Genomic DNA, 19138 nt, shown 5'->3' on the forward strand with positions numbered 1-19138 from the left:
ATAGATTGTATTTGTCATACCACTGCCAATATCTCAGCCTGCGGGTCTTCTTTTTTCATGCCGGGAAAATGCTGATCAAGCGCGTCCAAAAGCTGGGCCACATCGCCACAGCGCACGATCTGGTCGTCCGCCTGGGGCGGCAGCTGGCCGTCAACGCCGTTTCGACGCAGGCTGAGCACCGTTTTACCTTTTTCCAGAGCGGTGTGCAGCAGTTTGACATTGCCCTGGTTCATGGGGCCGACTTGAAAACCACAGTCGATGACCACATCGCACGCTTCCAGCCGGCTATCGGCTTCGGACAGGGCCGAGTCATCGATCGTCTGCATGGCCTCCTGACTGGTACACTCGGCACCCAGGGAGCGCGCCACAAAGTAATCCAGGTCATTGGTGTGCAGCACGCCGGTGGTGATGCTGAATCCGCGCTTGGACAACATGCGGTAGATCAGCGCCCCGCTGCCCATGCCGGCCAGCACAAAGGCCCGGCCGCTCTTGCCGTTGCCACGCAGTTCAATACTGCCCAGATTGTGGTCGAAATCCGCACCATCAAAGTCGTACAGCCCGGCCACGGTGTTGTTTTTGAGCACGGATTCGGGAATTCCCCAGTCGACCACGGCCCCCGACTTGACCAGCGCCACCCGGTCGGAAACTTTGGCGGCCACATCCACGTCGTGCAAGGAAGCGACCACGGTAATCCCCTCGCTGCGGCACAGGTTGCGCAGGATCCCCATCACCTCCACCCGGTGCTTGAGATCCAGATGCAAGGTGGGTTCATCGAGCAGAAGCAGACGCGGCTGTTGGGCCAGGGCCCGGGCCACCAGCGCCTTCTGGCGCTCACCGTCACTCAGGTCACTGAAGGTACGTGCGGCAAGGTTATCGGCATGCACGGCACAAAGGGCGTGTTGTACCGCTTTGTGGTCTTCATCCCCCAGCCGGCCAAGAAAATCGGTGTGCGGATAGCGGCCCAGGGCCACAAATTCGTAGACCGTAAAAAGCGGCGGAGAAACCTTGTCGGTCAGCACCACGGCCATGACCATGGCCAGCTCCATGGTGCTCATTTGAGATAACGGCCGACCCTCGATTTCGATTTGGCCCTCGAGCGGGTCCAAATGCCGCGACAGGGTGCGCAGCAGTGTGGTCTTACCGGCGCCGTTGGGCCCCAACAGAGAAATGAACTGACCGGCCTCGAAGTCCAGGTTCAACCCGCTCAGCACGGCTTTGTCCTTGTAGCCGACGGTCAGGTTGCGGCAGCTGAGGATGGGTTGCGTTGTTTTATAATCCATTGCGCACCTCATGTTGTGAGTAATTTTTTATAATCCGGATACGAAGGAAGATGGACGAGGGACGAAGGATGAGAAAATAAGCCCGCGCGTCCGTCGTCCTTCTTCCCTCTTCCTTCGTTTATCCTATCGTCACATCTTAACGCTCCGTTTAAGCAAAAGTGCAATCACCACCGGTGCACCGAAAAAAGCGGTAATCGCCGACAGGGGCAACTCCACCGGCGAGAGCACCATGCGGGCAATCAAATCACACAGGCTGGTAACCAGCCCGCCGACCAGGCAGGCACCGGGAATCAGAATGCGGTTGTCCGATGTCTGGAAGATCAGGCGCGCCATGTGAGGTACGGCCAGGCCGACAAAGGCCACCGGTCCGGCCACGGAGGTGATCATACCGGCCAGGGCACAGGCACACAGCAGAATCAATACGCGGAACCGGCGGATATTGACCCCCATGGAAGCGGCATAGGTTTCGCCGAGCAAAAAAGCGTTGAGCGGTTTACTCAGGAAATAGACCAGGGCCAGGATCAGACCGCCGCAAATAACCATGATACCGATCTCGCTCCATTTGAAGCCGGAAAAGCTGCCCAACTGCCAGAGCACAAACCCCTTGATTTTCTCTTTCTCGGCCAGGGCCGTGAGCACACTGGTGACCGCATGGCACAGGTACCCCATCATAAGCCCCACGATCAAAAGCGTGATCCCGTTTTTGACCTTTGATGCCACGGCCACCACGATCATCATCACCCCATAGGCACCGGCAAAGGCGGCGATAGTAGTCATAAACGGTGAAAGCACGGTCATGCCCACGGTCAGCGTGGTGAGCATCACCAATGAAACCATCACCGTTGCCCCTGAGGAAATTCCAAGAATAAAAGGTCCCACAATGGGATTGCGGAAATAAACCTGCAACAACAGCCCTGAGGTGGCCAGAAACGCACCGCCTAAAATGGCGGCAATGGCTCTAGGAATGCGGATTTTCCAAAGGATCGATCCGGTGGTGGCGCTCAAGTGGGGATGCACAATCGCCTGCCAGACCTCGGCAGGAGAAAAGGAAACCGATCCAATACCAATATTGACAATCAGCAGGATCAGGGTAAACGCACCCAAAAGGGTGAAGGCGACCGTCGGTCGCCGAAGAGTTATGGGGCTTACGGTAGGAATGGTTTGCTCTGCTGTGCTCATGACTGTTCTCCATTTTCTTCCGGGTCTGTATCGGGTAATTCCGTGAAATAACGGTACGTATAGTCAGGGTAGACTTCAGGATGGAGGATCGCGGCAATTTCGGTCAGGATTTCATCCAGGTGATCGCCGGACTGAACGTAATGGGGCAATGGCGCATACACCTTGCCCTCCTTGATCGGCCGGATATCGGCCAATAGCGGGTTCATGCGCGCCAGTGCCGCCTTGGAAGTAATGCCATCCTTCGACGTTCGATAAGTGAAAAAAATATCGGCATCTTCCCCGCTGTAAAGAAAACGTTCCACGGCAATTTCGATACAAGAGGTGCCATAGACATCGTCAAACAGGTAATCGCTATCGGCAAGCCCCACCAGTTCGCCAACCCAGGCGTTGCCCGGTTCCACCAGCACCCGCTTTTCATAGATGTCTCCCCACATCACATTGGGTGGTTCTCCGCAACCGGCCGTGCGATCCCGAATGTCGATCAGGGCCAGGTTTACCCGGTCGAAAAAGGCCTCGGCTTCCTTCTCGCGGTGAAAAAAGGGAGCCAGAAACTGGACGAAGCGCATACGCGCATTGAGACACATGGCCACCGGTGTGGAAGTAACGGCGCAGGGAATGCCCAACTCCTCAAGCATGGGAATCACGGCGTGATCCCAGGTGAGCACCAGCTCGGGCTGCTGCTGTTTGAGCCGTTCAAAATCGATGCTGCTTGAATCACCCAGGAAAGCGATTTTTCCGGCGGCCATTCCCTCTTTGACCTCGTCAATGTACCAGCGATCTGCCGGCGTGGTCACGCCCACCAATGTATCCTCCAGCACCCCTAAAGCACGCATGATGGCCACGTCAAAATAGCCGTAGGCCACCACCCGTTTTACCGGTGTGCGCACGATATGATGGGGGGCCACATCCTTGGGTGCCGGTGCATCACGCGGAATCAGTACCAGGGTGCGACCGGCCCCATCGCGAACATCAGTGCGTTGGTCAGATACATGATTGATGGCAAATTCGCCAATCTGGATAAAATCACCCTGCTTTTTTCCTCCGGAATCAGTGCACGCACAGACAAGCAACAGCATGAGAAGAAGCGTCACAACAGCAATAATCGATTTCATTGAGGGTTGCATTTATTGTTTTCCTTGAATGACCTTTTTTGTTTGGAACGTTTTTATGCAATAGGAAATTTTCCATTCACCATTTTCAATTATCCATTTTACCTTTCACCCTTACCGGCTTGGCGTTAGCCTTTACGAACCGCCATCCACTCGGCCAGATACATGGCCATCCCCACGGTAAATAAAATGATGCCGGCCAGATATAGTATCACGCCTGGATCCTTGCGGATGGTCAGGTCGATTCTCACTTTTCGATTCATGCCTCCATCTTTTCGTTTGGGATTGAAATCCTTTAAAAACATGCTGTAGCCATGGCATCGAAGGGGTCGGTTATAGGTCAGCATGGCCGATTGCTGCCGGTCACCATCCATGATCTGTAGTTTTGCCCGCGGTTGCAGCACCCGGTCCTCGAAGGCCGGCAACCGATCTCCTTTGTAGTAGAGTGGATCAAGTTCGATCAGGGTGATACGGGCATCGGTGCCGGGCAGATTGAATGGCACATCCGGAATCAATGTGCGGGTAATCAATACTTGTGAGAAAAGGTAGCTGCAAAGATAACCACCAAGAATGATAATCATGGCATAATGCATGATGTGCGGGGCGAATTTAAAAAAAAGGCGACGGGGTCTGAAGTGTCTGCGCCGGGCGATGAGCGACACCACCCGGTCCGTGGTGCAGACAAAGGTATTGACGCACAAAAGCGTCAAAAGGCCTAAAAGGACAAAAAACCACATGGTATAGACAAGATTGGATTTGCCATAAGTCTGAATCCAGGTGGCCAGGCCGATGTCGTTTAATGGGGCAAAAAGAATCGTTCGCCGATTCAGACAAATATATCCGATGGTCAGGTCGGCGGTCAGAAGCAAACAAAGGATCACCGTCAGGTGGATACTGCCCAGTTTATTCCAAACCAAGCGCACCACACTCGATGCCGACTTATTGGGCTGTGATACAGCAAGTTCTAGCATAGCCACACCATGTTTTTTTAGCTGAGTTTACGAGTGGTTATTACAATATTTACAAGGGCCACCGAAATGGTCCCAGTTCCGGTACGCAATTCAACACCAATACCACCAGGGCGCCGGCGGCGGCATACATACCACGACCACGGGCGGTCCATGAGCCGGTCAGGTGCAGATGCAACAGACAAATATAAAAAAACCAGGTGGCCATCGTCGTCGTGATAGCCGGATCATCCCAAACCACCGGTGTTCCCCACCCCAGGTAAGACCACAATTCTCCGGTGAACATGGATAAGGTCCAGAGGGTGAAGCCCCAGACGGTCCATTTCATTGAACGAGAAGCAGGGGAACTATTGTGACGGGGGGGTGCGGAGAGGGGGGGACGGGGAGAGGGGGAGACGGGGTGACGGGGGGATGATTTAAGCTGCGTGTCTTCGTTTCTCCCCCTCTCCGTTTCTCCCCGTCCCCGAATCAGTCCCGCCATGGCCCAGGCGGCAGCGATCAAAAAACATCCCCGGCCGGCCACACCAAACCAGAAAAACAGATGGGCCCAGATGGTTTGCGATTTGACAAATGGGATGTAGTAATCCTTGGGAAACAAAACCGCCGCCAGGGCAATCACCACCATCAGCGTCAGAACGGCAGGCCACGTCCAGCCACCGTCCCGATGACGACTTAAGGCGAGCATCACGCCTAAAAACAGGGGTAATACCACAGGTCCCATATACATGGGCAGCATGGGCCAAGCCAGCCAATAGCGCCAACCCACCGCTGCCATATTGGCCAGGAGGCCTAAAACGAGAACCAATAACGCAGTCCTTGACCGCTGGCCGAAAACAAAGGCGCAAATCAGACTCATTCCGTAAAAGCAGGCGGCAATTTTGAAAAGCAGTTGTGCGTTGATCAACACGGTTCTTCCTGTTAGTTTGAATGGTGCTTGGATGGATGCGGGTTCATCTCGTCCACGGATAACATCGCCAATTGCTTGAGGGCCGTATTGGCGGCCTTGCGCTGCTTACGATGCTTGGCGGCCTTGGCAAAGGCGTCTTTACTGGTGGCGATATCGTTCATCTGCCAGGCGGCGTATCCGGCCATCAACCAGGCCCTGCCAACATGGCGGCCCTTGTTCCGGGCGGCCTTTTCATAGGCCGCAACGGCCTGATCAAATTTATCCATGCTGTAATACAGCTCGCCCTTGAGCAGTATGATATCGGCATCGTCCGAATCCGGATCCACCGCATTGATGACGGCCAGGGCGGTTTCCGGCTTGCCCAGCTGGCGATAAGCGGTGGCCAGTTGCTGCAACATCGATTTGTCTTTTTTTTCTTTCAAACACGCTTCGTAAAGCGGAGCGGCCTTGACCGGGATGTTCAACTGCAGGTTCAAATCGGCCAGCAATTTTTTTTCTTCCATGGACAGTGGGGTGAGAAACGAGTAGATGGTCAGCGCCATCAATGCGTCTTCATACTTTTCGACATTCAATTGGATGTGAGCCAGTGCTTTCCACCACTTGGCCAGCGTCGGCGTCTGCCGGGTGAGTGTATGTGCAAGGTCAAGGGCTTCACGTTGCATGTCAAGTTGCATGTACTGGTGAAGCAGAATCTCCTGCCATTGAATCTGCTTCTCACCGGTAAAGGCCGCTGCCAGTTCCTTGATATACGGCAAGGCTCGCCGGGGCTTTTCCGCGGCGAGCAGGGCATGGACCATGTGTTCTTTCCACTCCAGCTTGATCGCCTCCGGGTGAGCCGCGAACAATTCTTCGAACAGGCCGATGGATTGCTTGTAGTCATCGGCCATCAGATAAGCGACCGCACTGTAGTAAAGGTACTCTGGCTTTTTCTCGGTTGCTGTCTCGTACGCTTTTTTAAAGCAACTGGCGGCATCGGCATTATGGTTCAGTTCATAATGAGCGTTGGCCAGATTCAACCATGCATACGTATGGCCGGGGTCGCGGGCAAGGGCTCGCTGATACGCCGCCACGGCATCTTCGTACTGCTCACCCATCAGGTAGCAGTTGCCCAGACAAAATTCGATTTCAGCATGGTGATAGCCCTTGGGGTCCTTATCGCCGAGTTTGAAATCGGGACCGCCGCGGGCCTGAAATGTCTTGAGCGTTTCGATGGCGCGCGGGTATTCCTTGGCCTCGATCATGGGCTGGACTTTGGCTAAAATCAGCTGTGCCGGCAGCGGCAATGGCGGGGCCTCATCTTTTTCACGTGCCATCCCCAGTGCCGGAATAAAAACCAGGACCAACAAGAGGCCTGCCAACCATTTGAAGTATTTAAATATTTCCATCATTACTCCAATTCGAATCGGATCACCGTCTCCACCTGCGCCTTCACCGGCATGCCCTCGACCGTGCCGGGCTTGAACCGCCAGCCACTCACGCAGCGTTGAACACTCCGGTCAAACAGACCCTTCGGGTCGGCATCCAAAATGGTGATGTCGCCCACCCGGCCGGCTTCATCCACCACAAAGGACACCTTGACCCATCCTTCAATTCCACGCCGGCGCGCCTGAACCGGATATACCGGTGGAATGCGCGTCAAGGTGGTCAGAGGACCATCCAGCTGCCCCACGGAAAACGCACCTTGCAAGGCATTGGCGTTGGCCAGTGGCGCACTTTTGAGCGGCGGCAGCACCAGAGAGTTGGGGCCGCCGGGAAGCCGCGGGTTAACCTTGAACGGCAGGGTCAATTTTTGTCTCATGGGTTGCCGGGGCGCGGCGTCGGGCTTGCGCATCTTTTCGGGTTCGGGTGGCTTTGGCGGTGGGGGCTGTTTTCGTTTGACGTCGGAGTCCGGTCGTTTCATGCGAATGACATTGACCTGGGACAAGAGCGTGTCGATGGAGGGCCGGGCCGGCGCGGGATCCACCAGATGCGGCATTAGTAAAAACAGCACCAGATTCAATCCGGCGGCAACCATTGCGGCACACACCCAGGTGCCCCAGGTACGCCGGTGAATGGCGTCGAAATAATCGTTACATTCGGTGATCACTGACATGTTCCATTACCATTGACAAACGTAAAGAAATGAATCGGAGATGGGGTGAACCGGTGACGGGGAGATAGGTAAACCATCTACTCTCCCCTTCTCCCTATCCCCCATTCTCCCATTCTCAAGCATCATCCCTCAGGCACACTGGCGGCCAATGAGACATTAGCGGCCCCGGCCATGCGGCAGCCATCCATCACCTGAATGGCCACACCGGTACTGCTGGCCTTGTCAGCCACCACCACCACGGCCCCTTCCGGATTCTCGGCCAGTGCGCGCTCCACATTGGCCCGCACGGCACGAGGATCGATCTCCCGATGATCCATGAACAGCCGGTTGCTCTGGTCGATGGCGATCAGAATCGTGGCCTTATTCTGCACCATGGCCGTGGATGCCGTGGGCCGGCTGACATCGATTCCGGTTTCCTTGACGAAACTGGTGTTAACCAGAAAAAAAATCAGCAAAATAAAAACCATATCGATCAGCGGGGCGATATTCAACTCCGGTGTCGACCGATTTCTGCGGCGAGCCGATGATATATTCAACATGTCTCCACTCTCCAAAGCCTTGACAGTTCGTCTTTCGTCCTTCGTCTTTCGTCCATCACCCTCTCAGCCATAGCTACTCGCCCTCACCGTCTACCTTCATTCTTCATATTCCGGATGGTCGTTCACTAAAGCTGCCGTCTCAAATAATACCCCGCCCGGGCCACCCGCTGCTGCAGAATTCGCGCCCGGCGATCCAGAAACCCTTTCATATAGAGCCCGGGGATGGCCACCAACAGGCCGGTCTGGGTCGTGATCAGGGCCTCGGAAATACCGCCGGCCATGCCCTTGGCGTTGCCGGTACCGAAAACCGATAGAACATCAAAGGTCCCGATCATACCGGTAACCGTGCCCAACAGGCCCAGAAGCGGCGCAACGGCGGCCAGCACACCGATGACGGCCAGATGGTCGTTCAAAGACCGGTTGATGGTGACCACGGTCTCATCGAGGATAAACCGATCCAGCATGCGCTCAAAGCTGCGCCGCTGGATAAAGCGCGCCACCAGAAGCGACACCGCCCCGCGGTATTGATTGGGGTCCGGCAATCGGTTCTCATGGATGTGCGCCAACGCCTTTTGTAGCGGCATGTTCTTGAGATGCAGGCGTCTGAAAAACAGCGCCCGCTCCACAATCAAAAGCCACATGCCCACACTGACCAGCGCCAGGGGCAGCATGGTCACCCCACCGGCACGCAGGTACTCCTCCAAGCGAAGGGACTGAGTGATTAAAAGATCAATCACAGTACTTTACCCCTGTTTTTATGGATGACATTGACCAGCGCGACCGCTTTTTCTTCCAGCTCGCCAATTTTTTTATCCACGGCACGGCTCAAAAGGGTCTGGGAGAGCATCAAGGGAATGGCCACGGTCAGCCCCAGCATGGTCGTTACCAGGGCCTCGGAAATGCCACCCGACATCAGACGCGGATCACCGGTGCCGTGCAGGGTAATCACGTGAAACGTATCGATCATGCCGGTGACGGTGCCCAGAAGCCCCAACAGGGGGGCAATGGCAGCCAGCATGCCCAAGGTGGACAAAAACCGTTCCATGGGGGGAATTTCTCTTAAAATGGCTTCCTGCAGCGAGTTCTCCATCTCCTCACGCTGCATCTGGCAGCAGTCCAGGCCGGATTTCAGCACCCTGGCAACCGGAATATTCGGATGACATTCACACGCTTTTTCGCAGGCCAGCCAATTATTTTCGGCAGTATGCGATTCAATGGTCTGCACCAATTTGTCGGCATCCAATTTTTTGCGCAGCAAAAAAATCACCCGTTCAAGGATAATCAAAATCCCCACGGCCAGAATGATCAGAATCGGCCAGACAATCGGCCCGCCCTTGGGAACCTGTTCCCAAAGCTTGAGTTCATGGGTCAGCTGGCGCAAGGCACCCCCGCGGGAGACGTCCATGGGAACGCTGTCGCTTTTACCGCTTAAGTATCGCCTCAGCTGTTTTTGCATGCGATTGTCGGGAAGCCGTGAAAGCGCATAGAGTTTTCTCCCCGTGGCTGAGTAATTGCAAAATCCCACTTCGCTGCCGATCCGATAAGCCGCGGTAAACGGCCCCAGCACCAGCACATCCGCCTTAACCTCACGACCGGCCCGGTCAACAATCAAAGATTCACGAAGCATCACTTCACCGGCAGCGGCAATCTGCGCGCGCAGCCCCTCGGCCAGGGCACGCACATCATCCATGCCGGGAAAGCGCTGATTTTGGGAGATGGTTTCGAGAAACAAGGTGGGCTTTTCATCAAGGGCGGTTTGCAGATTCTGGGTGATCAATGCATCGACATCCTTGGCATTGATGCGGATGACGCCCACCAGTTCGTTGATCATGCTGTCGGTCTGCGCCAGGGACTCGCTGAGCTCCTGCTCATGCTGGTCCAGGTCTTTACTCTCCTGCTTTAAGGACTCGACCGCTTGATCCAATTTTTGGTTGGCGGCTTCAAGATCGGCAATGGCTTTTTCCAGAGCGCTGCGATCCTGCATGATCTTGGCCCGGCTCTCGGCAGCCGCTTTTTCGGCAGCGGCTTTTTCGGCCGCTGCTTTCTGGACCAATTCCGCTTTGGCTTGCTGGGCCTCCATCTGAATCGCCCGCATGTCCTGGGCCGCTGATGGCGAAACCATCATCAAGCTAATCAACAATACTGCCAGTAACCAACAAATACGTGTCTTCATTTGACCACCATCCTTCCTACCGGCAGGGTGAGCATTTCCACCGGCTTGCGTTTGGCGGCGATATCGATGGCGGCATGGATGGATGGGTTATGGGACCCAGGCAAGGGTTGCCACGCATTGTCAGCAATATTGTAAAAACCGCACTTCTTGCGGTCCAGGCTCTGGTAGAACAAGCTGAGCCGTCCCAACCGAAAGATATCGACCAGCATGGTCTGCCCGTCGATGGTGATGGTTTCCTGGTAAGTCTCGATGGTCGTGCCGTATTCGGCCTCCACCATAAACGCTTCCATGACCTTGCGATACTTTTCGCTGACCGATACGTCCGGATCGGTCATCAGATGCTCAAGATTGTCGATGCGTTTTTCTCGCTCTTCAGGAAGGAAGGGATAACCATCAGATACTTGTGTTTTTAAAAGGGCGAGCATTTCTTCGAGGAAGGGCTGGATTTGGTCGGAAATCTGCTGGATGTCGGCAAGCTGTTTTTCCTTGGTGGCAATGCGCGCCCGGCTGGCGTCAGTATAATCCTGCAAATCCTGTCGCTGCGCCTGCAGCTGTTTCTGCTCGGCTTGCAGTTGTTCAAATTGAGCGGTCAGCTTCTCTTTTTCCAACCGCCATTTTTCCTCTTCCTGCTGATTCACCTGGCGGGTCTGGATGGATTGGCGGACCGGTTTTTCAACACGCTGCTCCGTATCGCTGGCAAGAACGGGCAAATCAGGTAAAAACAACAAGCAACAAATCAACATCCATATCAACAACATCTTTATCGTCATCTATCGGTCTCCTGAACTGTGTAACCTTGATGAACCCCAAATAAAAAAACCCGAACCGTATGATTTTTATACGATCCGGGATATCCCTGTTTTACCCACAGATGAAATGTTGGGAAGAAACGACGCCGTCCACGCAATCATTTCCATACATGCTCAGGCAGGTCTTCTGACTTTCGGATCATCCTACCGGCTGCGCCTTCCCAACCAAAAGGTCAGTGGCATATGACAGCTTTCGTCCCCGATCACAGCGGCGGGCCCATCCCCGAATCTCACGGGGTTCCCTATTAAGCTCGTTATGAGCACCTGATCAAGATCAGATAGCATAAGAAAATGGGAGAAAAAGTCAAGTGTAAATTTTCCGGCTTTTTTGCTGAAAGGCATGAAGAGTATTTGACAGGCTTTTCGGCTTCCATTAAAAAGCATGTCAAACGAAATACATAGGAGCTTTGTATGAAAAATTATGACCATACCATCCGCTATAAGGTAGATAAGCCGGACATCGTGACCACCGATATGCTGGATCCCATTGAATATCACTATAAGAACAAGCGTGATGTCAGTATCACCATCGCCCAGCCGGAGTTTACCTCGGTCTGTCCCATGACCGGCCTTCCCGATTTTGGTACCCTGACGATCCATTACACACCGGCTGAATTTATCATCGAACTGAAATCGCTGAAATATTATCTGTTGCAATTTCGCACGGTGGGGATGTTTTACGAACATGTGGTCAACCGGGTTCTTGATGACCTGGTTGCGGTGCTCAGCCCCAAAAAGATGGAAGTCATCGGTGAGTTCACCTCCCGTGGGGGCTTGACGACACGGGTCTGCGCCCGGCATGAGGTATCATCATGATGACCCCAGCCAATTCGCAAAAAACGGCCTTGCCAATTTTGATGGTGTTGCTGCTATTGGTTTCAGCATGTGGTATTTCCGCGCCTTACCGTCCGGCGGATAAAAAAACCATCAGGGACTTTAACGCCAGCGACACCTACCGCAAAAGGATCGGCATTCTGGCATTGACCAACACCACTGCTTTTACCAGTGATCAAATCACAGCCCCCTTTATGAAGCATTTTCTCGAGGGGTTGAAATCGGAGGTTTCAAAGGCTCATCTGCTGATGCCCAATGATGCGCCAAATGCACCATTTCTAAGCAATCCGCCACGCCTGGACAATGGCGATATCGAGGTATTCAGTCTTTGTGCCCAGGCTCGTCAGGCAGGCATCAATGCCGTGGTGAGTCCCATGATCATCGACATCCGTACAAGTAAAAAGAACACTGGGGCCTGGTTTTTCCGGGATGTGTCCTACATCCTTCAAATCCAGACGGCGGCAGCGGCTTATGATACGATCACCGGCGCCCGGATTTCCCTTGGAATTCTGACCGAAAAGATCGATATCAGTGAGCAGCAATCGCAACAGATCATAAACGGCCAGGAAACAAAAATCGATGCATTGGTCGACGTCGCCAGAGAAATGGGAGATCAGTTGGCAGAGCAACTGGGGGAAGCGATCGAAGAAAGCAGATGGGCATCCACTATTGTCTCTATTAAAAATGGACGTTGCGGGATTCCCGCCGGCAGCGAAGTGGGAATCAAACCCGGTGATCGGTTCAGTGTTCTGGAAGTCGGCGATGTACTGACCGGCTTGAATGACCAGCAGTTTATCGTCCCGGGGGTAAAAATCGGCGACATTACCATTGAGCAGGTCACCGACCAAGATGCTTTTGGCGCTCCTGAATCGGGCAGCCTTCCGCCTGTGGGCAGTATTGTGGTGCCGGATAAAAAATAGTGCCCATCCAAAAAATAAGGTTTCTGGTTCTGAGTTTGGGGGGTGGAGTTCCTTGTCACTCCCCCTTCAACCTTCAACCTTCCACCTTCTACCTTCTACCTTCTACCTTCTACCACCGAGCACCACACCGATGGATGCCGCGTACGCCCGGATCAGCGACTCGGCCTCCTGCTGCGACTCAATGAAGCGGATAGAATTACGGAACTGCCCGGCACGATGCATGCCTTTGACAAACCAGCACAAGCGGCTGCGCATCATCAGGCAGGCCGTCGACTCTCCCAGGTAGCGCACCGAATCCGCCAGATAATCGAGCATCATCACAAAGCGCTGATGTACATCGAGATCAAGCACCGGCCGCCCCTGTGCCGCAGCTAAAATCTGGCTGAAGATCATGGGATTGCCAATGGCTGCCCGTCCCACCATCACACCGTCACAACCGGTTTCCAAGAGCATCTGCATGGCATCACCAGGAGCGGTGACATCACCATTGCCAATCACCGGAATCGAGACTGCCTTTTTAACTGCTGCGATAATGGTCCAATCGGCCTTTCCCCGAAACCCCTGGGTTGCCGTGCGGGGATGAACCGCAACGGCATCCACGCCGCACGATTCGGCCAATTGCGAAATCTCAACGGCCTGGCGACCGGAGGGTTCCCATCCTGAACGAATCTTGATGGACAAAGGAATGGTCACGGCGCGTCGTACCGCGTCCAGGACCCTTTTGACCAACGGTGCATCTTTCATCAGTGCCGAGCCTGAATTGCTCTTCAGGATTTTGCGTACCGAACAGCCCATATTAATATCCACGATATCTGCACCCGAATCCTGGACCAAGCGGGCCGCATCAGCCATCATCTGTGGATTGGATCCGAAGATCTGTACCGACAGTGGTTTTTCTTCAGCCGCCGAATCCAATAGCTGCACAGTTTTCTTAGAGCCATAAACCAGGCCGTTGGAGCTGATCATCTCCGAACAAACCAGCCCGCATCCGGCTCGCTTGGCCAAAAGACGCATAGGCAGATTGGTGATTCCGGCCAGGGGTGCCAGCACGGTGAAGTTATCGATTTCTACGGCGCCAATACGCATGGTTTTCTCTATCTTCGATCACGGGACGGGTTAGCATAACAGAACAAACAATTATGATAGCAGGGATGCAAGTGGTACGATCCGATGTCCACGGAAACACTGCAACCGCATCCCGACGCCCTGCGCTGGCCCGAATCTCGCCGCGTGGAAACGCGTTCGCCATGCACGGCTATGATGCGCGGTCCGGAAATGCATGCGGCGGAGCGAATCCTTGATCCCAAAGGCAATGTATCCAGCACATTCTGTTCACAACACAGAGCCAGATCAATGTTTAGTGGCGTCAAAATCTGTTGCATATCCTGCACAATCGCTGTTTTCTGCGCCGCCGACGGTTCCACAAATGTGAATCCATCCTCAACCCGCCGGGCGATTTTGCGATAGTGGTCCATGAAACTGGTGATACACAGATCAATCCCACACTGACCCGCAACAGCGGCAATAGTTCTAAAATCCGTAAGATTGTTTTGAACTCCGCCATCTGCCATGCGGAAATGGCAGATGGGGTCGAAACGCCACTGCACCGAGGCCTGACCAAAACGGCGACAAAGCTCACGAAGCTGGTCCAAACGCGTTGACAGCCGGGGGACACCCGGTTCCAGGATCGGCAGCTGCGAATTCACCGTAAAGTTAAAAAACAGGTGGTAGCCCATGGCCTGCAGCTGTTCACCATAGCCGCCATCCAGGAAAGGGGCGAAATTCTTGGACCAGAAAACCATGGTGTGCAACCGTTCAGGGGAAACCTCGACCCGCCTGACATGCCGGTTGAACGGGTTGACGACCTCAATGATCCCGCCTCGCAGCTGATCCATGAACCATGGCATGTAAAAGGCAGGAATATCGGTGCGCCTGGAGACGGAAAGGATCTGTTTGGGTTCGGGTTTCATCAAAAACGTATAGGGCAATGATCTTAAACAAGCCAGCCTAAAGTTTCCGTTTATCTTTGAAAGAAATCACGGTTGCACTGCCATTGGTCGATGCCACTGGTTTTTCAGCCGGTTTTTCGTTAAGCTTATCATCGGCTTCCGTCAGGGGCTCGGGCGAGACCACCCGTTCCAACCGCATGCGTTTGCCGTTCATGGTAAATTCGTCTCCGGAAATATACCGATCACGCAAAATCCATGTCACCACCTGCAGTGGAACCTGAAGCATCAGCAATTTTACATGGTACCAATCCGGCTTGCTATCGGGAAGGATCTGCTCGATGCGGGCAAAACTCAGCGGCTGGTCTTCAAAGTAGATCAATACAATATCATTTTCCGTGGTCATGAATCCGTCCTTTGGTCAGCACCAGCCAGCATATGGCTGTGCTTTTAATATTTTTTAACAAATGCGAAACGAAAGAATCGAGCTGAATATAATTTTGAAATCGAAAACGCATCCTTTCATTCAGTATTGTCTTGTCGGGCACATGTATAGGAACAAACCTGAACCTGTCAACATTGACGGATTCGTAAAAAGTCCAATATCGGCGTTACGCGTCATCCTTCGTCACTGCGGAGTACGGTAAGTACGCATCATTCCTCAGGATTCGCAAGCCTTGATCTTGGGCTTTTTACGAATCCGTTAAAAATTGGACTTTTTACTATTTCATCAACATTGGATAATCCCGTTACCTAAAACCATTGACCTAAAAAAGCATATACCCTAAAATCGTTCGACACTGCTCGCTTCAGCTCAACCGCTAATTCGGATGATTGTCGAACTTGCCGCAGACCAAAAAAGGAAGGAGGTCCATCAAGTGGCCCGCTATCGGATTCACCCCATCGTTATGGGTACCAAACAGTTTGATAAAGGCATGATGACTTACCAGCATGACTACGGTAAACCCTACACCATTCCCATCTATTGTTGGTACCTGGAAGGGGGAGACCGCACCATTCTTGTGGATACCGGAGAAATGAACCCGGTACAGTCTGAAGATCGTGAACAGGCCATTGGCGGACGCATCTACACCTTTGAAGAGGGACTGGCACGCCACGGATTGACGCCGGAACGTATCGACACGGTCATCCACACTCACCTACACAACGATCATTGCGAAAATGACTATAAATGTACCAATGCCGAGTTTTTCGTTCATCCCAAAGAACTTGAACACATTCATGATCCCCATCCCCTGGATTTCAGATATATTCCCGACTACATTGAAGATGTGGAGGAAAACGGTCAGGTCCGTCTGGTGGAAACGGATCAGGAAATTGTGGAGGGAATTCGTGTAATGCATACCCCGGCGCACACTGAAGGCGGGCTCACCGTCCTGGTCGAAACCAATGGCGGGACGGCAGCCATTACCGGATTTTGCGTCATCAACGACAATTTTTTTCCTCCAAAGCAAATTCGGGCCATGGAAATGGACGTGATTCCTCCGGGAACCCATGTGAACGCCTACGAGGCCTATGATATCCTTGTAAAAGTGAAAGATATGGCGGACATTCTGTTGCCCCTGCACGAACCGGCCTTTGCCAACGGAAAAACGATTCCCTGACTGAATATTAATTCATTTACCATCAGCGATTGACGATGCGCTGCCGCCAGCCCACCGTAACGGAATAAAATCCGCCAGCAAGGGGTAATAGCATAGCCAAACGGGTAGTTGCACGAAACCCAACAGGTATAAATTGTCCTTGACAGTTAATTTGATGCTCTGATAATTGAATGAATATTCATTCATAAATGTGGTTTCGCTCAACCTTGTTCGGCCCCATCGAGACCTTGGCTCAACATTTTTACAACCGTCCAAAGACTGTATCCAGAATCCAGCATGGTGTTCCAAGGGCTTACGGGAACCGGACAAGGAAGGGCGAATAACTAGTGCAGGAGGGTATTATGATCAGAAAAATCAGGAAGGCGGCGGTCATCGGCAGCGGTGTCATGGGAGGCGGCATTGCCGCGCTGCTGGCCAGTTCGGGTGTAAAAACCCTGCTTCTGGACATTGTCCCGCCTGATCTTACGGATGCGGAAAAAAACGACCCGGCGGCCCGAAACCGGATCGCCAAAAAAGGCCTCGATACGGTGCTCATGACCCAGCCGGCCCTTTTTATGCAGCCCAAGGATGCGGACTTGATCAGCATCGGTAATCTGGAAGATGATTTCGATCAGTTGGCCCAATGTGACTGGATCGTGGAAGTCGTTGTCGAAAACCTGAAAATCAAGCAGGCATTGCTGGCCCGCATCGACCCGGTCAGAAAACCCAATGCCATTGTCTCTTCCAACACCTCGGGGATTCCCCTCAAGCAGATGAGCCAGGGCCTGAGCGACGGATTCAGACAGCACTTCCTCGGCACCCACTTTTTCAATCCCGTACGCTACATGAAATTGCTGGAAATCATTCCCGGCGAAGAAACCCTTTCCGATGTGCTGTCCTTCATGGCTGATTTCGGTGAACGCATCCTGGGCAAAGGTATTGTCTGGGCCAAGGACACCCCCAACTTCGTGGGCAATCGCATTGGCGTCCAAGGGATGGTCAAAGCCATGCAGATCATGACCGAAGACGGCATTTCCATCCCAGAGGTGGATGCCCTGTTCGGCCCCGCGTTGGGTCGCCCTAAAACCGCCATGTTCAAAACCGCTGATCTTGTCGGCCTGGACATTCTGGCCCATGTGGCCAAAAACACCCATGCGCTGGTCAAAGACGATGAAGCCCGCGACGATTTCATCGTCCCTGAATTCGTGGAGCGGATGATCGCGGCCAAAATGCTGGGCAAAAAGAGCAAGGTGGGGTTCTACAAAACCGATTTGACTCCTGAATGGAAAAAAATCCGTAAGGTGATCGATACGGCCACACTGGAACATGCCGAATACGACAAACCCGATTTGCCCTGTCTGAAAGCGGCCAAGGCTGCCAAAACCCTGCCGGAAAAAATGAAGGCCATTGTTTATGGCGACGACAAGGGCGCCCGGTTCACCTGGAAAGCCCTGGCCGCCAATTTGATTTACGCGGCCAACCGTATCCCGGAAATCTCGGATACCATTGTTGAAATCGACAATGCCATGCGTTGGGGCTTCAACTTTGAACTGGGGCCTTTTCAGACCTGGGATGCCATCGGCGTGAAGGAATCGGTGACCAAAATGGAAACAGGCGGGTTCACGGTCCCCGACAAAGTCAAGGCCATGCTGGATGCGGGCAATGACAGCTTCTATAAAATCGAAAACGGACAAACCGTTTACTATGATTTTTCTTCCGCCAGCTACAAACCGGTCCAGACCAGTGCAGCCATCATATCCCTGGCCGGTCTTAAAGCCGCCAATAAAACGATCAAATCCTGTAAATCCGCATCCCTGATAGACATCGGCGACGATGTCTTCTGCCTTGAATTCCATAGCAAAATGAACATCATCAATGGTGAAATCGTCGATTTCATGGCCGATTGCGTGGATTATGTGGACGAAAACGGCGCCGGCCTGGTAATCGGCAACCAAGCCGGTGGGATGCCCGGCGCGTTTTCCGCAGGCGGCGATCTGGCGTTCATGGCCGGGCTGGCCAAGCAAGGCAAGTATGCCGAAATCGACGCATTTTTGAAAAAAGCCCAAACCGGCATGCAGCGGGTACGCTATTCGAGTTTTCCTGTTGTAGCGGCGCCCTTTGGATTAACCTTGGGCGGTGGTTGTGAAGTATGCCTGGGCGCAGCGGATCGGATTGTCGCCCACAGCGAGCTTTACATGGGGCTGGTGGAAATCGGCGTGGGCCTTTTGCCCGGCGGCGGCGGATGCCTCAACCTGTGGAAAAAAATGACCGCCACCATCCCCGATCCGGTGGCCGATGTGGATCTGACCAAATTTTTCGTTCCCACGTTCATGGCCATTGGCATGGCCAAAATCTCCATGTCCGCCGCCGAGGCCCGGGCCAACGGCTTCCTCGGCCCCCAGGACCGCATCGTCTTCAACCGCGACTACCTGATTGGCGAAGCCAAAAAAGAAGTTCTGAAAATGCTCGACGACGGCTATGCACCACCGGTTAAACGGCCCATCAAGGTCGCTGGAACAGCAGCTCAGGGCATGATCGACTCTGAGCTGTTCAATATGCAATCGGCCAAGTTTGTCAGTAAATACGACGTGTTTTTGGCCAAACGGATCGCCTTTGTGATCAGCGGCGGTGAGATTCGCTCGGGCAGCGCTATCGATGAAACAGTCATCCTCAACCTGGAACGTGAGGCCTTTATCGATTTTTGGAAACAGGAAAAAAGCGTGGCCCGGGTCGAGCATATGTTGACCACCGGCAAACCACTTCGAAATTAATAGGAGA

At 53.5% G+C, this 19138-nt stretch carries 18 protein-coding genes and 1 riboswitch; of the genes, 4 read left to right on the plus strand and 14 right to left on the minus strand.

The features are described 5' to 3' along the window. Positions 1–14: 14 nt before the first annotated feature. From Dvar_RS38230 to Dvar_RS38280, 11 genes are all read right to left on the minus strand, one after another. Positions 15–1280, minus strand: coding sequence for an ABC transporter ATP-binding protein (locus Dvar_RS38230; protein ID WP_419658720.1), 1266 nt, complete (start codon positions 1278–1280; stop codon positions 15–17). Between the two features lie 129 nt (positions 1281–1409). Then, complete coding sequence (locus Dvar_RS38235) at positions 1410–2459, minus strand: FecCD family ABC transporter permease (protein WP_419658721.1); 1050 nt, start codon at positions 2457–2459, stop codon at positions 1410–1412. Beyond that, a complete protein-coding gene (locus tag Dvar_RS38240; protein WP_419658722.1) occupies positions 2456–3583 on the minus strand; it encodes an ABC transporter substrate-binding protein in 1128 nt (375 codons plus the stop codon). Before Dvar_RS38240 ends, Dvar_RS38235 begins: the two co-directional genes overlap by 4 nt. Before the next feature lie 113 nt (positions 3584–3696). Beyond that, positions 3697–4539, minus strand: coding sequence for a hypothetical protein (locus Dvar_RS38245; RefSeq protein WP_419658723.1), 843 nt, complete (start codon positions 4537–4539; stop codon positions 3697–3699). A 49-nt stretch (positions 4540–4588) separates the two neighbouring features. After that, entirely contained in the window at positions 4589–5443 is an 855-nt protein-coding gene (gene ccsA / locus Dvar_RS38250) for a cytochrome c biogenesis protein CcsA (protein ID WP_419658724.1), read from the minus strand. Positions 5444–5454: 11 nt separating this feature from the next. Continuing rightward, entirely contained in the window at positions 5455–6831 is a 1377-nt protein-coding gene (locus Dvar_RS38255) for a tetratricopeptide repeat protein (protein WP_419658725.1), read from the minus strand. After that, entirely contained in the window at positions 6831–7535 is a 705-nt protein-coding gene (locus Dvar_RS38260; protein WP_419658726.1) for an energy transducer TonB, read from the minus strand. The genes Dvar_RS38255 and Dvar_RS38260 overlap by 1 nt, the downstream gene beginning before the upstream one ends. 122 nt (positions 7536–7657) lie before the next feature. Beyond that, positions 7658–8074, minus strand: a complete 417-nt coding sequence (locus tag Dvar_RS38265; RefSeq protein WP_419658727.1) for an ExbD/TolR family protein — start codon at positions 8072–8074, stop codon at positions 7658–7660. Between the two features lie 125 nt (positions 8075–8199). Then, positions 8200–8811 carry a MotA/TolQ/ExbB proton channel family protein gene (locus Dvar_RS38270; RefSeq protein WP_419658728.1) on the minus strand — a complete coding sequence of 204 codons (612 nt, stop codon included), beginning with the start codon at positions 8809–8811 and terminating at the stop codon, positions 8200–8202. Next, positions 8808–10247, minus strand: a complete 1440-nt coding sequence (locus Dvar_RS38275) for a MotA/TolQ/ExbB proton channel family protein (RefSeq protein ID WP_419658729.1) — start codon at positions 10245–10247, stop codon at positions 8808–8810. Before Dvar_RS38275 ends, Dvar_RS38270 begins: the two co-directional genes overlap by 4 nt. Then, positions 10244–11017 (minus strand): DUF3450 domain-containing protein, encoded by a 774-nt coding sequence (locus Dvar_RS38280; protein WP_419657429.1) that lies wholly within the window; start codon positions 11015–11017, stop codon positions 10244–10246. Before Dvar_RS38280 ends, Dvar_RS38275 begins: the two co-directional genes overlap by 4 nt. 138 nt (positions 11018–11155) lie before the next feature. Continuing rightward, positions 11156–11339: riboswitch (cobalamin riboswitch) on the minus strand. 128 nt (positions 11340–11467) lie between these two features. On the opposite strand from Dvar_RS38280, the gene queF reads away from it, so the two are divergent. Further along, positions 11468–11872, plus strand: coding sequence for a preQ(1) synthase (gene queF, locus Dvar_RS38285; protein WP_419658730.1), 405 nt, complete (start codon positions 11468–11470; stop codon positions 11870–11872). Next, entirely contained in the window at positions 11869–12810 is a 942-nt protein-coding gene (locus tag Dvar_RS38290; RefSeq protein WP_419658731.1) for a hypothetical protein, read from the plus strand. The genes queF and Dvar_RS38290 overlap by 4 nt, the downstream gene beginning before the upstream one ends. Positions 12811–12912: 102 nt before the next feature. Here the strand turns inward: Dvar_RS38290 and dusB are convergent, their stop codons facing one another. From dusB to Dvar_RS38305, 3 genes are read right to left on the minus strand one after another with little or no spacing between them, the layout of a single operon-like run. Beyond that, entirely contained in the window at positions 12913–13896 is a 984-nt protein-coding gene (gene dusB / locus Dvar_RS38295) for a tRNA dihydrouridine synthase DusB (protein WP_419658732.1), read from the minus strand. 8 nt (positions 13897–13904) lie between these two features. Further along, entirely contained in the window at positions 13905–14780 is an 876-nt protein-coding gene (locus Dvar_RS38300) for a DUF1848 family protein (protein ID WP_419658733.1), read from the minus strand. A gap of 37 nt (positions 14781–14817) precedes the next feature. After that, entirely contained in the window at positions 14818–15162 is a 345-nt protein-coding gene (locus Dvar_RS38305) for a hypothetical protein (RefSeq protein ID WP_419658734.1), read from the minus strand. Between the two features lie 472 nt (positions 15163–15634). Here Dvar_RS38305 and Dvar_RS38310 point away from each other — a divergent pair, with 472 nt between their 5' ends. Together Dvar_RS38310 and Dvar_RS38315 are read left to right on the plus strand one after the other, a co-directional pair. Continuing rightward, positions 15635–16381, plus strand: a complete 747-nt coding sequence (locus tag Dvar_RS38310; protein WP_419658735.1) for an N-acyl homoserine lactonase family protein — start codon at positions 15635–15637, stop codon at positions 16379–16381. 341 nt (positions 16382–16722) lie between these two features. After that, positions 16723–19131, plus strand: coding sequence for a 3-hydroxyacyl-CoA dehydrogenase/enoyl-CoA hydratase family protein (locus tag Dvar_RS38315; RefSeq protein WP_419658736.1), 2409 nt, complete (start codon positions 16723–16725; stop codon positions 19129–19131). The last annotated feature ends 7 nt before the right edge of the window (positions 19132–19138 follow it).

Source organism: Desulfosarcina variabilis str. Montpellier (assembly GCF_048565275.1).
In the GTDB taxonomy this organism is placed as follows: Bacteria; Desulfobacterota; Desulfobacteria; order Desulfobacterales; family Desulfosarcinaceae; genus Desulfosarcina; species Desulfosarcina variabilis.

Bases quoted from the DNA above. Each gene is read 5' to 3' on its own strand.
- Dvar_RS38230 (WP_419658720.1), bottom strand. From the start codon at position 1,280: ATGGATTATAAAACAACGCAACCCATCCTCAGCTGCCGCAACCTGACC.
- Dvar_RS38235 (WP_419658721.1), bottom strand. From the start codon at position 2,459: ATGAGCACAGCAGAGCAAACCATTCCTACCGTAAGCCCCATAACTCTT.
- Dvar_RS38240 (WP_419658722.1), bottom strand. From the start codon at position 3,583: ATGCAACCCTCAATGAAATCGATTATTGCTGTTGTGACGCTTCTTCTC.
- Dvar_RS38245 (WP_419658723.1), bottom strand. From the start codon at position 4,539: ATGCTAGAACTTGCTGTATCACAGCCCAATAAGTCGGCATCGAGTGTG.
- Dvar_RS38255 (WP_419658725.1), bottom strand. From the start codon at position 6,831: ATGATGGAAATATTTAAATACTTCAAATGGTTGGCAGGCCTCTTGTTG.
- Dvar_RS38260 (WP_419658726.1), bottom strand. From the start codon at position 7,535: ATGTCAGTGATCACCGAATGTAACGATTATTTCGACGCCATTCACCGG.
- Dvar_RS38265 (WP_419658727.1), bottom strand. From the start codon at position 8,074: ATGTTGAATATATCATCGGCTCGCCGCAGAAATCGGTCGACACCGGAG.
- Dvar_RS38275 (WP_419658729.1), bottom strand. From the start codon at position 10,247: ATGAAGACACGTATTTGTTGGTTACTGGCAGTATTGTTGATTAGCTTG.
- Dvar_RS38280 (WP_419657429.1), bottom strand. From the start codon at position 11,017: ATGACGATAAAGATGTTGTTGATATGGATGTTGATTTGTTGCTTGTTG.
- queF (WP_419658730.1), top strand. From the start codon at position 11,468: ATGAAAAATTATGACCATACCATCCGCTATAAGGTAGATAAGCCGGAC.
- Dvar_RS38290 (WP_419658731.1), top strand. From the start codon at position 11,869: ATGATGACCCCAGCCAATTCGCAAAAAACGGCCTTGCCAATTTTGATG.
- dusB (WP_419658732.1), bottom strand. From the start codon at position 13,896: ATGCGTATTGGCGCCGTAGAAATCGATAACTTCACCGTGCTGGCACCC.
- Dvar_RS38300 (WP_419658733.1), bottom strand. From the start codon at position 14,780: ATGAAACCCGAACCCAAACAGATCCTTTCCGTCTCCAGGCGCACCGAT.
- Dvar_RS38305 (WP_419658734.1), bottom strand. From the start codon at position 15,162: ATGACCACGGAAAATGATATTGTATTGATCTACTTTGAAGACCAGCCG.
- Dvar_RS38315 (WP_419658736.1), top strand. From the start codon at position 16,723: ATGATCAGAAAAATCAGGAAGGCGGCGGTCATCGGCAGCGGTGTCATG.